General features: G+C 58.6%; 13 protein-coding genes and 1 pseudogene. 4 read left to right on the top strand and 10 right to left on the bottom strand.

Annotation, left to right across the window (positions count from 1 at the left end; genetic code table 11):
- Positions 1 to 120 precede the first annotated feature (120 nt).
- Positions 121 to 318, bottom strand: a complete 198-nt coding sequence (locus ACL2XF_RS22205; protein ID WP_413727543.1) for a hypothetical protein — start codon at positions 316 to 318, stop codon at positions 121 to 123.
- Between the two features lie 53 nt (positions 319 to 371).
- Here ACL2XF_RS22205 and ACL2XF_RS22200 point away from each other — a divergent pair, with 53 nt between their 5' ends.
- Positions 372 to 674: a helix-turn-helix transcriptional regulator gene (locus ACL2XF_RS22200; RefSeq protein WP_410013124.1), complete on the top strand. Its 303-nt coding sequence runs from the start codon at positions 372 to 374 to the stop codon at positions 672 to 674.
- Complete coding sequence (locus tag ACL2XF_RS22195) at positions 671 to 1,891, top strand: type II toxin-antitoxin system HipA family toxin (protein ID WP_413727542.1); 1,221 nt, start codon at positions 671 to 673, stop codon at positions 1,889 to 1,891. The genes ACL2XF_RS22200 and ACL2XF_RS22195 overlap by 4 nt, the downstream gene beginning before the upstream one ends.
- A 129-nt stretch (positions 1,892 to 2,020) precedes the next feature.
- Here the strand turns inward: ACL2XF_RS22195 and ACL2XF_RS22190 are convergent.
- Positions 2,021 to 2,502, bottom strand: a pseudogene (locus tag ACL2XF_RS22190) (hypothetical protein).
- A 476-nt stretch (positions 2,503 to 2,978) separates the two neighbouring features.
- Complete coding sequence (ilvC, locus tag ACL2XF_RS22185; protein WP_410013120.1) at positions 2,979 to 4,457, bottom strand: ketol-acid reductoisomerase; 1,479 nt, start codon at positions 4,455 to 4,457, stop codon at positions 2,979 to 2,981.
- A gap of 183 nt (positions 4,458 to 4,640) precedes the next feature.
- Between ilvC and ilvY the strand changes: the two genes are divergently transcribed.
- A complete protein-coding gene (gene ilvY / locus ACL2XF_RS22180) occupies positions 4,641 to 5,528 on the top strand; it encodes an HTH-type transcriptional activator IlvY (RefSeq protein ID WP_410013119.1) in 888 nt (295 codons plus the stop codon).
- 196 nt (positions 5,529 to 5,724) lie between these two features.
- On the opposite strand, the gene ilvA is transcribed toward ilvY, so the two are convergent.
- From ilvA to ilvL, 6 genes are all read right to left on the bottom strand, one after another.
- Positions 5,725 to 7,269, bottom strand: a complete 1,545-nt coding sequence (gene ilvA, locus ACL2XF_RS22175) for a threonine ammonia-lyase, biosynthetic (RefSeq protein WP_413727541.1) — start codon at positions 7,267 to 7,269, stop codon at positions 5,725 to 5,727.
- A gap of 5 nt (positions 7,270 to 7,274) precedes the next feature.
- Positions 7,275 to 9,125 carry a dihydroxy-acid dehydratase gene (gene ilvD / locus ACL2XF_RS22170; RefSeq protein ID WP_413727540.1) on the bottom strand — a complete coding sequence of 617 codons (1,851 nt, stop codon included), beginning with the start codon at positions 9,123 to 9,125 and terminating at the stop codon, positions 7,275 to 7,277.
- A gap of 64 nt (positions 9,126 to 9,189) precedes the next feature.
- Positions 9,190 to 10,119, bottom strand: coding sequence for a branched-chain-amino-acid transaminase (gene ilvE / locus ACL2XF_RS22165; RefSeq protein WP_410013116.1), 930 nt, complete (start codon positions 10,117 to 10,119; stop codon positions 9,190 to 9,192).
- 21 nt (positions 10,120 to 10,140) lie between these two features.
- On the bottom strand, positions 10,141 to 10,398 hold the full coding sequence (gene ilvM, locus ACL2XF_RS22160; protein ID WP_410013115.1) for an acetolactate synthase 2 small subunit: 258 nt from the start codon (positions 10,396 to 10,398) through the stop codon (positions 10,141 to 10,143).
- Positions 10,395 to 12,041, bottom strand: coding sequence for an acetolactate synthase 2 catalytic subunit (ilvG, locus tag ACL2XF_RS22155; protein ID WP_410013114.1), 1,647 nt, complete (start codon positions 12,039 to 12,041; stop codon positions 10,395 to 10,397). Before ilvG ends, ilvM begins: the two co-directional genes overlap by 4 nt.
- Positions 12,042 to 12,197: 156 nt before the next feature.
- Entirely contained in the window at positions 12,198 to 12,299 is a 102-nt protein-coding gene (ilvL, locus tag ACL2XF_RS22150) for an ilv operon leader peptide (RefSeq protein WP_162367070.1), read from the bottom strand.
- A gap of 382 nt (positions 12,300 to 12,681) precedes the next feature.
- Between ilvL and ACL2XF_RS22145 the strand changes: the two genes are divergently transcribed.
- Positions 12,682 to 14,205, top strand: a complete 1,524-nt coding sequence (locus ACL2XF_RS22145) for a YifB family Mg chelatase-like AAA ATPase (protein ID WP_413727539.1) — start codon at positions 12,682 to 12,684, stop codon at positions 14,203 to 14,205.
- Between the two features lie 26 nt (positions 14,206 to 14,231).
- On the opposite strand, the gene ACL2XF_RS22140 is transcribed toward ACL2XF_RS22145, so the two are convergent.
- The gene (locus ACL2XF_RS22140; protein WP_410013112.1) at positions 14,232 to 14,570 is read right to left on the bottom strand and encodes a DUF413 domain-containing protein; all 339 of its coding nucleotides are present in this window, start codon (positions 14,568 to 14,570) and stop codon (positions 14,232 to 14,234) included.
- Positions 14,571 to 14,589 lie beyond the last annotated feature (19 nt).

The raw sequence follows: 14,589 nt of genomic DNA, 5'->3' as shown, positions 1-14,589 counted from the left end.
ACGCTTCCAGCGGGGAAAACGATTGCTATCGCGCTTTTAAAAAGTTTTCTCTCATTGAGTCCGACACCACAATGAAGAAATCCGCCCTGATGACGGATTTTGATAACGTGGCACGTATCTTTATCCTGCCATCTCCACTTCTATTATAAACTTTATCACTTCGGCGATACATATCCAGCACGGCGCTTTCAGTTCATCGGCAAGATAGCTCACCACGTCGAACAGCAACCCTGTGAGGATGTGCTCTATTTTAAGGGTGGTAAACAAACAACCTGAATTCTCGACCGCTGTCTCTATTTCTTTATGAAATGTCGTCATTCTGTATGCTATATTTAGCAATATAAACTTTAGTGTATCACGGAGTATGCAAAATGAGAGTATTCCGGGTAGAGCAGGCATTGAAGAAACTGGGCCGCGATATACAGGATGCGCGCAAACGCCGCCGCATAAGTACCTCGCTGATGGCTGAGCGAATCGGTATCACCCGCGCCACGCTCAGCAGGCTTGAGGCCGGCGATGCAAAAGTGTCAATGGGGAGTTATGCAATAGCGCTGTATGTGCTTGGTAAGTTGGATCAGTTGGAAAACATCATAGACCGGACTCAGGATCCACTCGGGCTGGATTTGATGGATGATGAGTTGCCCGTCCGTATCCGCACACGGAGAACAGAATGAAGAGCATTAACGTCACCATTGACTGGCAAGATAACGCGCGACTTGTCGGCCAACTGGACGTGTATGTCGCCAGAGGCACGGAACGTTATCAATTTACCTATGCGGCAGACTGGGCCAGGAACGGATTCGCCATTGATCCGGCGCTGGAGCTTATCCCCAGAACACCTTATGTAGATAATAAGCTGTGGGGCGCATTCCAGGATATTTCCCCTGATAGATGGGGGCGCCTAGTCCAGACCAGGGTCAACAACCGCCATCTGTCCGAGTGCGATTTTCTCCTTGGCGTCAGCGATTATATGAGAATGGGGGCGTTACGCCTCAGCGATGCCGCACAGCCAGACGTTTTTTTAGCGGATAACCATGACGTGCCAAAACTGGTCAATTTGCGGGAACTGGAAGCCGCCGTTCACCGCTTTGAAGCCGGGCGGGAAAGCGCGTCAGATCTGGCTATGATTGCGCAACCCGGTTCTTCTCTGGGGGGCGCTCATCCCAAAGCCTCGGTGGAAGACAAGCATAAGCTGTGGCTGGCGAAGTTTCAAAGCAATACCGACACAGAACGCGTATCACTCTGGGAAGCCACCATGCTGGGTCTCGCAAGAAAAGCGGGTATTCGCACCGCACATCACCGGGTTTTGAATGCCGGTGGTGACAGACCAGTGCTTCTGGTGGAGCGTTTTGACCGCCTGGCCGGTAAACGCATCCCCTTTATTTCCGCCATGACGTTACTGGAACGTAACGAAAATAATAAAGAAGGCGCCAGCTATATTGAAATTGCGGATGCTCTCACCCATTACTCATCGCGACCCGGGGCAGACCGGCTGGAACTGTTTAGCCGTATGATCTTTAATGCCATGACGGGCAACATTGATGACCATCTGCGTAATCATGGTTTTTTACGCGAACCACAAGGTTGGCGGCTTTCTCCAGCTTACGATATCAATCCGACAACGGAACATTTTGCGCGCCGTAATCATAACTTGTCATTCGATGGTGACCGCTCCAAACCCTCTCTGGACACCTGTCTGGCGCTAGCTGAATTTTTCGATGCTGGGAAAGCTGAAGTTAACGCAGCGTTGACCAAGATTGCCCAAGCAGTTTCACAATGGCGAAATATAGCGAAAGGCAATGGTCTGCGAGGCGAGGAAATTATGCGAATGGAAAGGTCGTTTGAACATGACGATACAGAGCGATTGTTGCGTTATTTGCCCTCACGGTGACAGTATTGAACGTCCCAGGCGCTTTTGTATGCCGCTATTTCTAGCCTTTCCCTGTGCAATCTAAGTCCTGGCCTAGGGCTCAGGACTTTTTCTACAATATTAACACGCGGTAAGGGCGAGTTCCTTTATTCAGGATATTCCGCTTTCCCCAGCCCTCTCCACCTCCGCGATAAATTTCGCCCCATGGGCGGTACGTATCCAGCGCGGCGCTCTCAACTCATCGGCAAAATAACTGACCAGTTCAAACAGCAATCCGGTGAGGGTGTGCTCCATTTCCGGTAATAGCGCCCGGTCTATCAGGATTCGCGCCTGCGCCTGGCAATATTCGCAAAGCTGCTCGGCGTCAGGTTCAAAGCGTGGCGAGGTCACCGGGAAATCATCCACGGTCAGGCTTTCAATCAAGTGAGGCGGGATTGGGTCGTTCAGCGTGGGTTGCAACTGGGCAAGGCATTCGGCAAGCCGTGCGCTAAGCGCCTGCCGGCGTGTGGTATCGCTACTTTCAAGCAGGGTTCAGTGAACTGTTCGCAATGCCCGGCGAGCACGGTGAAATCCGTGGTTGAACGGAAGGGGACAGAAAAAAATGCATGAGTTTGGGTTGGGATCGTAGCCATAAGGCAGCCTCCACTAAGTGATATTCATAAACCACCACCGAATTACCTGAATTACGTAATTTCAGGGTGAGCTGAATTCACGACATCAAAATACGCATAAGCGTCAAATGCCGCCACTAAGTTTTGTATCAGGGAGACCAATCCCAGAGCCTGATTTGCAGGCGCAAAAGCACGATATAATGGCGGGCGACTATCCGCCATGCCTTTCGCCGTGAGTATCATTATCGTCGAGGGCCGTCTCGAAATTGAACGCTATATTGCACGTTATTACGTTTAATGAATCATGGGTTATACATTATTCATAGCCTGCCGCATCGGCGCAGATTGCGATCGTAACGTATAAAGACTATCCCAATGGGATCAGCGTCCTGTCTACGGTGTCAGGCCGTTGTCGGCAATCTCACGCGCTGAAAAAAAAGCCACGCGCATCAGCGCGGGGCCTTGTGAAATATCAGCGACTGTCGCCGGTGGAAGAATCAGCCGGCAACCGCAATCCGCTTCATATCTTTCATATACCCGCGCAGGGTGGCGCCGATAATTTCAATCGGATGGTGGCGGATGGCTTCGTTGACATCGCGCAGCTGCGCATTATCAATCTCGGCGGCAGGCGCGGCCTTGCCGATATCGCCCGGCTGCAGGCTGTCCATAAAGTTGGCTTTCAGCAGCGGCACGGCGGCGTTGGCGAACAGGTAGTTGCCGTATTCGGCGGTATCGGAAATCACCACATTCATTTCATACAGGCGCTTGCGCGCCACGGTATTGGCGATCAGCGGCAGCTCATGCAGCGATTCGTAGTAAGCCGATTCGGCGATGATACCGGAGCGGGTCATGGTTTCAAACGCCAGCTCCACCCCGGCCTTGGCCATGGCTATCATCAGCACGCCGTGGTCGAAATATTCCTGCTCGCTGATTTTGCCTTCAAACTGCGGAGCGTTTTCAAACGCCGAGGCGCCGGTCTCTTCGCGCCAGGTCAGCAATTTCACGTCGTCATTAGCCCAGTCTTCCATCATGCCGCTGGAGAAGGCGCCGGTGATGATGTCGTCCATATGTTTTTCGAACAAGGGCTGCATCAGGGCTTTTAACTGCTCGGACAAGGCAAAGGCGCGCAGCTTGGCGCTATTGGACAAACGGTCCATCATCAGCGTAATGCCGCCTTGCTTAAGCGCTTCGGTGGTGGTTTCCCAGCCGAACTGCACCAGTTTCCCGGCGTAGGCCGGGTCGATGCCGTCCGCGACCATTTTATCGAAGCACAGCAGCGAGCCGGCCTGCAGCATGCCGCACAGGATGGTTTGTTCGCCCATCAGGTCGGATTTTACCTCGGCGACAAACGATGACGCCAGGACGCCGGCGCGATGGCCGCCGGTAGCGGCCGCCCAGGCCTTGGCCAGCGCCATGCCTTCACCCTGCGGGTCGTTTTCCGGATGTACCGCAATCAGGGTCGGCACGCCGAAACCGCGTTTGTACTCTTCGCGCACTTCGGTGCCGGGGCATTTGGGCGCCACCATGATAACAGTGATGTCTTTACGGATTTGCTCGCCCACCTCGACGATGTTAAACCCATGGGAGTAGCCCAGCGCCGCGCCTTTTTTCATCAGCGGCTGCACGGCCTGCACCACGACCGAATGCTGTTTGTCCGGCGTCAGGTTGACCACCAGATCGGCCTGCGGGATCAGTTCTTCATAGGTACCGACCTTAAAGCCGTTTTCGGTGGCCTTGCGCCAGGACGGGCGCTTCTCGTCAATGGCCGCCTTGCGCAGCGCGTAGGAAATATCAAGTCCGGAATCACGCATGTTCAGGCCCTGGTTCAGCCCCTGCGCCCCGCAGCCGATAATGACCACTTTTTTACCTTTCAGGTAGCCCGCTTCATCGGCGAATTCATCCCGGGCCATAAAGCGGCATTTACCCAGCTGCTCCAGCTGCTGGCGCAGGTTCAGGGTGTTAAAATAGTTAGCCATGGTGCTACTCCGTAATAGGGTATGGTACTTCTGGTATAAGGGTTCCCGCCGGACGGGAATAGGATGTTTGCCACTATAAAGCAGGAATCGTGTTGCTTAAATTGATATATTAACAATCTGATATTGCATATTGTGCAACGTGCGCGCTGCACATGGAAAAAGCGGTTTAAAGGTGCTGCCCCTATGGATCTGCGCGATCTTAAATTGTTCCTTCACCTCGCGGAAAGCCGCCATTTCGGCCGCACCGCGAAAGCGACCCACGTTAGCCCGTCGACGCTGTCGCGCCAGATCCAGCGTCTGGAGGAAGACGTGGGACGGGTCTTGTTCCTGCGCGACAACCGCACGGTACAGCTTACCGACGCCGGCGAGCAGTTGAAGATTTTTGCCCAGCAGACGCTGCTGCAGTACCAGCAGCTGTCCCATCGCCTGGGCCAGCACGGTCCGTCGCTTAGCGGCGAGCTGCGGCTGTTCTGCTCGGTTACCGCCGCCTATAGCCACCTGCCGCCGATCCTCGACCATTTCCGCGCCCGGCACCCGTTGGTGGAAATAAAACTGACCACCGGCGACCCCGCCGACGCCGTGGAAAAAGTGCAGTCCGGCGACGCCGATTTAGGCATTGCCGGCCATCCCGAAATCCTGCCGGCCAGCATTGATTTTACCCCGATCGGCGCAATACCGATGATCCTGATAGCCCCGGCCCTGCCCTGCCCGGTACGCGCGCAGGCGCTGGTCGCCACGCCGGACTGGTCGCATATCCCCTTTATCTTACCGGAGCACGGTCCGGCGCGCCGCCGTATCGATCACTGGTTCCGCGCCAACCGCCTCGCCAATCCGCAGATTTACGCCACCGTCGCCGGGCACGAGGCCATTGTTTCCATGGTGGCGCTCGGCTGCGGCATTGCGCTGATCCCCTCGGTAGTAGTAGACAACAGCCCCGAACCGGTGCGCAACCGCGTGCAGATTGTCGAGCACGGTACGCCGGTAGAACCGCTGGAATTAGGGGTATGCGTACAGCGCAAACGCTTGCAGGAACCGTTGATTGAAGCGTTCTGGCAACTGCTGGAACGTTAAGGGGCAACGCAGCCAGGGTGCAATGGCCTGGTTAATGGCGGCGAAGCGCCATTGCTGAATTTTTTCGACGGTAGCGCCGGAGCCGCTTAAGGTCGTGGCGCTATAGCGGCCCGGAACGCCGGGACGGGACGCTACCCATCCCGGCGCCGGGAAGCATGCCCGTTATCCTGGTTGCCGGCCAGGCCGGGATGCCCGGTTATCCTTGCAGAAAGAAGCGGAAAGCCGGATTTTGGGTTTCGTCGTGGCATTCATAACCCAGCGCGGACAGGTGGCGGTCAAACTCCGGCTCCTGCTCGCCCAGCTCGAAACCCGCCATGACGCGACCGTAATCGGTGCCGTGGCTGCGGTAATGGAACAGGGAAATATTCCAATGCGTCCCCAAAGTATGCAGGAATTTCAACAGCGCGCCCGGCGATTCCGGGAATTCAAAACTGTACAGGCGTTCGCGCAGCGGTTTCGACGGGCGTCCGCCCACCATATAACGCACGTGCAGCTTGGCCATCTCGTCGTCGGACAGATCCACCACCTGGTAGCCGCCGGCGGTCAGCTCGCTTAAGATCTCATCGCGCTCCACGCGTCCCCGGGTCAGGCGCACGCCGACAAAAATGCAGGCGTTATCCGCGTCGGCGTAGCGATAGTTAAACTCGGTTACCGCGCGGCCGCCCAGCAGCTGGCAAAATTTCAGGAAACTGCCCTTCTGCTCGGGAATGGTCACCGCCATCAGCGCTTCGCGCTGCTCGCCAAGCTCGCAGCGCTCGGAAACATAACGCAGGCCGTGGAAATTGACGTTGGCGCCGGACAGCACATGGGCCAATCGTTCGCCCCGGATATTATGCAGCTGAATATATTTTTTCATGCCCGCCAGCGCCAGCGCGCCCGCGGGTTCCGCTATCGCCCGCACGTCCTCGAACAGATCCTTGATTGCCGCGCAGATGGCGTCGCTGTCCACGGTAATCACGTCATCCAGGTACTCGCGGCATAAGCGGAACGTTTCGTCGCCGATACGCCTGACCGCCACGCCTTCGGCGAACATACCGACCCGGGGGAGGTCCACCGGTTCGCCGGCCTTGAGCGCCGCGCACAGGCAGGCGGATTCCTCGGCCTCCACGCCGATCACCTGAATCTGCGGCATCAGGTGCTTGATCAGCACCGCTACGCCCGCGGCCAGGCCGCCGCCGCCCACCGGTACAAAGATGCGGTCCAGATGCGCGTCCTGCTGCAGCAGTTCCATCGCCAGCGTACCCTGGCCGGCGATCACCGCCGGATGGTCGAACGGCGGCACGAAGGTGTAATTACACTCGCGCGCCAGCTCGATCGCCTTGGCCTTGGCCTCGTCGAAATTGGCGCCGTACAGGAAGGCTTCGCCGCCGAAACTGCGCACGGCGTCCACCTTGATATCCGCCGTGGCAACCGGCATCACGATCAGCGACTTGATGCCAAGCCTGGTCGCGGAGAGCGCCACGCCCTGGGCATGATTGCCCGCCGAGGCGGTCACCACGCCATGGGCTTTTTGCTCTTCATTGAGGCCGGAAATCATCGCATAGGCGCCGCGCAGCTTAAAGCTGTGCACCGGCTGCCGGTCTTCCCGCTTTACCAGGACGGTATTGCCCAGGCGCGCGGAGAGTTTTTCCATGACTTGCAACGGGGTGACCTGGGCCACCTCGTATACCGGCGAACGCAGCGTGGCGCGCAGGTATTCCGCCGCGCAGGGCGCGGCGGGCAACGGTAGGGAGTCGGCCATGACCGTTAGCCTCCCAGCTTGCTTTTATCGCGCACCGCGCCCTTATCGGCGCTGGTGGCGAGCAAGGCGTAGGCCCGCAGGGCAAAGGACACCTGACGCTGGCGATCCACCGGTTTCCAGGCGTCCGCGCCGCGTGCCGTCTGCCTTTCCCGCCGGGCGGCCAGTTCACTGTCCGCCACGGCCAGCGCGATGCTGCGCTCATGGATGTTGATGTCGATAATATCGCCGTCCTGTACCAGGCCGATCAGGCCGCCGCTGGCGGCTTCAGGCGAAACATGGCCGATGGACAGGCCGGAGGTGCCGCCGGAAAAACGGCCGTCGGTAATCAGCGCGCACTGCTTGCCCAACCCCATGGATTTCAGGTAGGTGGTGGGATACAGCATTTCCTGCATGCCCGGCCCGCCTTTGGGTCCTTCGTAACGGATGACCACCACGTCGCCGGCCACCACTTTGCCGCCCAGGATGGCCTCGGTGGCGGCTTCCTGGCTTTCATACACTTTAGCCGGGCCGCTGAAAATCAGGCTGCCCTTATCCACGCCGGCGGTTTTGACGATACAGCCGTCTTCGGCGATATTGCCGTACAGCGTCGCCAGCCCGCCGTCCTGGCTATAGGCGAACTCGCGGGAGCGGATACAGCCGTCCTGGCGATCGGTATCCAGGGACGGCCAGCGGCAGTCCTGCGAGAATGCCTTGGTGGTGCGGATGCCGGCCGGGCCGGCGGAATACATGCTTTTCACTTCCGCGTCTTCGGTCAGCATCACGTCATACTGTTGCAGCGTTTCCGGCAGCGTCAGCCCGAGGATATTGCCGACCTCGCGGTTCAGCAGGCCCGCGCGGTCCAGTTCGCCCAGGATGCCCCAGACGCCGCCGGCGCGGTGGACGTCTTCCATATGGTATTTCTGCGTGCTGGGCGCCACTTTGCACAGATGCGGCACCCGGCGCGATAAACGGTCGATATCGGCCATGGTGAAATCCACGTCCCCTTCCTGCGCCGCCGCCAGCAGATGCAGTACGGTATTGGTGGAGCCGCCCATGGCGATATCCAGCGTCATGGCGTTTTCAAATGACGCTTTACAGGCAATGCTGCGCGGCAGCGCGCTTTCATCGTCCTGTTCATAATAGCGCTTGGTCAGTTCGACGATGCGCTTGCCGGCATTGAGAAACAGCTGACGCCGGTCGGCATGGGTGGCCAGCAGCGAACCATTGCCAGGCTGGGACAGGCCCAGGGCTTCGGTCAGGCAGTTCATGGAGTTGGCGGTAAACATGCCGGAACAGGAGCCGCAGGTGGGACAGGCGGAACGCTCGATCTGGTTGCTGTCGGCATCGGACACGTTCGGATTGGCGCCCTGGATCATGGCGTCAATCAAATCGAGCTTGATAATTTTATCGGACAGCTTGGTCTTGCCGGCCTCCATCGGGCCGCCGGAGACAAAAATCACCGGGATATTCAGGCGCAGCGCCGCCATCAGCATCCCCGGGGTGATTTTATCGCAGTTGGAAATACAGACCATGGCGTCGGCGCAGTGGGCGTTGACCATATACTCCACCGAATCGGCAATCAGCTCGCGCGACGGCAGGGAGTACAGCATGCCGCCGTGTCCCATGGCGATGCCGTCGTCCACCGCGATGGTATTGAATTCTTTCGCCACGCCGCCGGAGGCTTCAATCTGCTCGGCAACCAGTTTACCCAAATCGCGCAGGTGCACATGGCCCGGCACAAATTGGGTAAAGGAGTTGACCACGGCGATAATCGGCTTGTCGAAATCATCATCGGTCATGCCGGTGGCGCGCCATAAGGCACGGGCGCCGGCCATATTGCGGCCGTGGGTGGTGGTAGCGGAACGATACTTTGGCATGCTCAATACTCCAGTTAATCTTTTGGCAGGCGGTTAACCCGCCTGCTGTTAAAAACCTATAGTTTTAGTTATTGACCGGGTCCAGCCAGCCCCATTTGTCTTCGGTCTCGCCGGTGAACAGGCCGAAAAACGCCTGCTGCAGCTGTTTGGTCACCGGACCGCAGCGGCCGATGCCCACCTGGATGCCGTCAACGCTGCGCACCGGGGTGATTTCCGCCGCGGTGCCGGACATAAACACTTCGTCGGCCAGATAAAGCGATTCACGGGAAAGCACCTGCTCGCGCACTTCGAGACCGCGATCTTTCGCCAGTTTGATGATGGCGTCGCGGGTAATGCCCGGCAGGGCGGAAGAGGTGAACGGCGGCGTAAACAGGATGCCTTCCTTCACTTCAAACAGGTTTTCCCCCGCGCCTTCGGAAACATAACCGTGGACATCCAGCGCGATGCCTTCCTGATAGCCGTGGCGGCGGGCTTCGCTGCCCACCAGCATGGAAGAAAGATAGTTGCCGCCGGCCTTGGCCGCGGTCGGGATGGTATTGGCCGCCACGCGGTTCCATGACGACACCATGGCGTCGATGCCCTGGTCCAGCGCGTCTTCGCCCAGGTAGGCGCCCCAGGGGAACGCGGCGATAATCACATCGGTGGTATAACCGGCCGGCGGGTTAACGCCCATGCCCACGTCGCCGACAAACACCAGCGGACGGATATAGGCACTGACCAGCTTATTCTTGCGCAGCACGGAACGGCAGGCTTCCATCAGGTCATCAACACTGTGGCTTACCGGCATACGGTAGATCTTGGCCGAATCATGCAGGCGTTGCATATGTTCACGATGGCGGAACACCACCGGCCCTTTATGCGAGTCGTAGCAACGGACACCTTCGAAGACTGACGATCCATAATGCAGCGCATGGGACATCACATGGACCTTGGCCTCCGCCCATGGAACCATCTCGCCGTTGAACCAAATAAAATCAGCTTTCTTCGTCGTCATTTTCTTTTCCTTACTCGTGCCTTAGGCGCGTATTTGTTGTGATGTCAATTGCTGGATCTCGACACAGGCGACATCCATAAGTTTACTTAATTGTGAAGACAGTAAATCGACCGGGCGAATGCTTGCAACCGTCAATTGAATATTTATACATTCCGGATTGATCTGCGGCGTCATATTTAATGCGCAAACCCGGAATCCGCGGTGGCGCACCACGCGCAGGACGCGTTCCAGGATTTCCGGACGGGAACGCGCCTCGATAGAAAGCTGATGTTGCATCATGATAATTTCTCCAGCATGGTTTCATTGCCGGCGCCGGGCGGCACCAGTGGCCAGACATTTTCGTTTTCGTCGATGGAGACATGCAGCAGGTAGGGGCCCTGGTGGGAAAACATGGCGTCAAAGGCGGCATCGATCTGGTCTTTTCGGGTAATTCGTTGGCCGGGGATATCAAACGCGCTGGCCAGGATGAGAAAATCGGGGTTATCTGTCAGGGTGGTCTCGCTATAGCGTCCGTCGAAAAACAGTTGTTGCCACTGTCGGACCATGCCTAATCGCTGATTGTCGATCAAGACGATTTTCAGCGGCAGCCGTTTTCGCTTGATGGTGGTCAATTCCTGGACATTCATCATAAACGAGCCGTCGCCGGAGACACAGACCACGGTGTCATCGGGACGCGCCACCTGGGCGCCGACCGCGGCCGGCACGCCGAAACCCATGGTGCCCAGGCCGCTGGAGGTGATGAAGTTCTCCGGACGGGTGAAGCTCATATGCTGGGCGGCCCACATCTGGTGCTGTCCGACGTCGGTGGTGATCACGGTATTATCCGGTACCCGCCGGGAAAGCGCGTTCAGCAATGCCGGCGCGTAAATAGCCTCGCCCGGATGATCGTAACGCCAGCGGTATTCCGATTTCAGCGCCTGGGTTTCACGACGCCAATCGTCAATCGACAGCGCCTGCGCCAGGGCGGGAAACAGCTGGTTTAAATCACCCTGCAACGCCACGTGGGGCTGACGCAGTTTACCCAGTTCCGCCGGGTCGATATCCAGATGGATCACTTTGGCGTGGGGCGCAAAGGAATTCAGCCGGCCGGTAACCCGGTCGTCAAAACGGGCGCCGACCGCCATAAGCAAATCGCAGGACTGCACCGCCAGGTTGGCCGCCTGGTTGCCGTGCATGCCCAGCATGCCCAGGTAACAGGGATCTTCACGGTCAGGCGCGCCCAGGCCTTTCAGGGTCGCCACGCTCGGGATGCCGGTGCGATGAATGAAATCACGCAAGGCCGGCACCGCGCGCGCCATGCCGACGCCGCCGCCCACATACAGCATGGGTTTGCGCGCCAGGCGCAGCAGGTCGCGGGCCGCCGCCACATCCCCCTGGACGGCCCCGTCCTGACTGTCCATGGCGACCAGATGCGGGCTGAGTTCGCCGGTGGCCAGCTGGATATCCTTGGGGATATCGATCAATACCGGCCCCGGACGCCCGCTGGTGGCGACGGCGAAGGCCTCGGCCATGATGGCCGGCAGTTCGTCCAGGCTTTCCACCAGGAAACTGTGTTTGGTGCAGGCCAGGGACAGCCCGAGCACGTCGATTTCCTGGAACGCGTCGGTGCCGATAAGCGCCGAGCCGACCTGGCCGGTAATGGCCACCAGCGGCACGGAGTCCAGCAGGGCATCGGCCAGGCCGGTGATGAGATTGGTCGCCCCGGGGCCGGAGGTGGCGATACAGACGCCGACTTTACCGGTAGCTCGCGCATAGCCAATCGCCGCCATGGCCGCTCCCTGTTCATGCCGGCATAGGAGATGTTCCACCCCGCCGTCAAAGAGCGCATCGTATACCGGCATGATGGCGCCGCCGGGATAACCGAAAACCATATCCACACCCTGTGCGCGCAACGCTGACACTACCCACTGAGCACCGTTCATAGTTAGTTCCCCGCCTGTCTGCGCTGGGAACAGGATTTTATGCTGTTAATCATTTTTCTGTTCCTTATTCATAATATATCTTGGTGGCCATAAAAAAGTGCCAAAAAAAAACCCCCGTCCTTTCGGTGCGGGGGTTTTCTTGAGATTTAAGCTTGTTTAATAAGCTTTTCTTCGTCCAAGTGCAGCCCCGCACGGTGGGATAATAATCACCACCACGCTAATCACGACTAGGCTTATCACTTGGACAAAGGCTTTCATAAATAGGGTTTCATCACTTCTGGTCGAATGAATACCTACAGAGTTATCACAGTAAATGGGGTTATGACAATCTTTTTTATTATTTTCGCTGGGATCGCGCGGCGGCGAAAATTCTAAATAGACCGTTTTTCAATAATTTGATGAGTCATGAATATTTTTCATCTTCGGCGGCCTTCTCCCCCGCCACGCTCTCTTCTCTGCACAGGATTAACCTTGGGCCGCCGCCGCGCACGGCTGCGAAGCACGGCAAACGCCGAAATTTTTTTACGGGCCGTTCCGCAGGGCGGGAGCCTGCCCCTGGGCTGCAGGCGCAAAGCGGGCATGATAAGGGCCGATGCCGTCATCGCGGGTGCGGCATCCAGGATAGTGATGGAGGATGGGCATGTCGCTTGCGTTAATTTATACCCGGGCGTCGATCGGCGTCCAGGCGCCGTTGATTTCAGTGGAGGCCCATATCAGCAAAGGTCTGCCCGGCTTTACCCTGGTGGGGTTGCCTGACGCGACGATAAAAGGGGCGCGCGATCGGGTACGCAGCGCGCTGCTGAACAACGGTTTCGATTTTCCCGCCCGGCGGATAACCGTCAGCCTGGCGCCGGCCGATCTGCCCAAGGAAGGCGGGCGCTATGATTTGCCTATTGCGCTGGCGATCCTGGCCGCGTCGGAACAAATTGCCGCCGATAAGCTCGCTTGCCATGAATTTCTCGGCGAACTGGCGCTGTCCGGCGAACTGCGGCCGGTGCAGGGCGCCATTCCGGCGGCGCTGGCGGCACAACAGGCCGGGCGGCGTCTGATCCTGTCCAGCCATAACAGCGGCGAGGCGGCCCTGATACCGGATAGCCGCGTGCTGGTCGCCGGGCATCTGCGCGATGTATGCGCCTTCCTGCAGGGCGGCGCCGAACTCAATGCCGTGCCAGGCCAGGACCCGACGCCGCCGGCATACGACGGCGCCGATCTCAGCGACATCACCGGCCAGCCGCAGGCCAAACGCGCCCTGGAAATCGCCGCCGCCGGCGGGCATAACCTGCTGCTTATCGGTCCGCCAGGCACCGGCAAGACCATGCTGGCCAGCCGGCTGCCGGGGTTGATGCCCCCCTTAAGCGATGCGGAGGCCGTAGAGACCGCCGCGCTGATCAGTCTGATGAGCGCCGGGGCCGCCCGCCGGCATTGGCGCCAAAGACCGTTTCGCGCCCCGCATCACAGCGCCTCGATGGCGGCCCTGGTCGGCGGCGGTTCCCTACCCCGGCCCGGCGAGATATCCCTGGCCCATAACGGGGTGTTATTCCTGGATGAGCTGCCGGAGTTCCAGCGCCGGGTGCTGGACGCGCTGCGCGAACCGCTGGAAGCGGGTGAAATCGTTATCTCCCGCGCCCAGGCCAAGGTACAATACCCGGCGCGTTTCCAACTGGTGGGCGCCATGAACCCCAGTCCGTCCGGCGATTACCAGGGCGTCCACGGCCGCAGCGGCCTCGCGCAGACCCTGCGTTACCTGAACCGGTTATCCGGCCCCTTCCTGGATCGTTTTGACCTGTCCATCGAGGTGCCGCTGCTGCCGCCGGGAATGCTGCGCCGGCAGAACCCGGCGGGCGAGACCAGCGCGATGGTGCGCGCCAGGGTGCAAGCGGCGCGCGAAATCCAGCTGCGGCGCGGCCGGAAAATCAATGCGTATCTCAATAACCAGGAAGTTGCATTATATTGCCGGCTTGCTGAAGAGGACGCGGTTTTCCTGGAAGAGGTGATGGAAACGCTGGGTTTGTCGGTACGCGCCTGGCACCGGACGCTCAAGGTTGCCCGAACGCTGGCGGATTTGGCGGGCGCGGCCGAAATACAGCGCGATCATCTGGCGGAGGCCGTCAGCTATCGCACCATTGATCGTCTGCTGCAACAGCTTTGGCGGCACATGGAATAACATGGGGCCGCAGCCCCATGCCAGGATTAATCTTCGCTGTCGGTATAGTCTTCCACCACGTCCATCTGCGGCTTGCCGCCGGATAAGGTATGGAAGCGCTTGGGACGACGAATGTGCTCGATATACTTGAACCACACTTTTTCGTGCTCGGTGGAAGGCTCGCGCTGGCCCTGGCATACCGCGACAAATTGCGTCTCTTCATCGGTAACCGGTTCGCGCTTGCCGCTGTCCAGATCGTTGTAGGCATGCCCATAGCGCTCCAGCAGCTGGGCTTCCCGAATGGTGAAATGACCATGCCGGGAAAAGCCACGCGGGTAATTTTTGTTATCAAAATAACGATTGGTACTAGAAAAGCTGTCCGCCATCTTAAGCGCTCCCCATCCT

It is taken from the genome of Sodalis sp. RH19 (assembly GCF_047324215.1).
GTDB lineage: Bacteria > Pseudomonadota > Gammaproteobacteria > Enterobacterales > Enterobacteriaceae > Acerihabitans.
This window is presented reverse-complemented; position numbering and strand designations above follow the sequence as displayed.

Excerpts from the sequence above, each read along its gene's own strand:
- ACL2XF_RS22205 (WP_413727543.1), bottom strand. The coding sequence starts at position 318 with ATGACGACATTTCATAAAGAAATAGAGACAGCGGTCGAGAATTCAGGT.
- ACL2XF_RS22200 (WP_410013124.1), top strand. The coding sequence starts at position 372 with ATGAGAGTATTCCGGGTAGAGCAGGCATTGAAGAAACTGGGCCGCGAT.
- ACL2XF_RS22195 (WP_413727542.1), top strand. The coding sequence starts at position 671 with ATGAAGAGCATTAACGTCACCATTGACTGGCAAGATAACGCGCGACTT.
- ilvC (WP_410013120.1), bottom strand. The coding sequence starts at position 4,457 with ATGGCTAACTATTTTAACACCCTGAACCTGCGCCAGCAGCTGGAGCAG.
- ilvY (WP_410013119.1), top strand. The coding sequence starts at position 4,641 with ATGGATCTGCGCGATCTTAAATTGTTCCTTCACCTCGCGGAAAGCCGC.
- ilvA (WP_413727541.1), bottom strand. The coding sequence starts at position 7,269 with ATGGCCGACTCCCTACCGTTGCCCGCCGCGCCCTGCGCGGCGGAATAC.
- ilvD (WP_413727540.1), bottom strand. The coding sequence starts at position 9,125 with ATGCCAAAGTATCGTTCCGCTACCACCACCCACGGCCGCAATATGGCC.
- ilvE (WP_410013116.1), bottom strand. The coding sequence starts at position 10,119 with ATGACGACGAAGAAAGCTGATTTTATTTGGTTCAACGGCGAGATGGTT.
- ilvM (WP_410013115.1), bottom strand. The coding sequence starts at position 10,398 with ATGATGCAACATCAGCTTTCTATCGAGGCGCGTTCCCGTCCGGAAATC.
- ilvG (WP_410013114.1), bottom strand. The coding sequence starts at position 12,041 with ATGAACGGTGCTCAGTGGGTAGTGTCAGCGTTGCGCGCACAGGGTGTG.
- ilvL (WP_162367070.1), bottom strand. The coding sequence starts at position 12,299 with ATGAAAGCCTTTGTCCAAGTGATAAGCCTAGTCGTGATTAGCGTGGTG.
- ACL2XF_RS22145 (WP_413727539.1), top strand. The coding sequence starts at position 12,682 with ATGTCGCTTGCGTTAATTTATACCCGGGCGTCGATCGGCGTCCAGGCG.
- ACL2XF_RS22140 (WP_410013112.1), bottom strand. The coding sequence starts at position 14,570 with ATGGCGGACAGCTTTTCTAGTACCAATCGTTATTTTGATAACAAAAAT.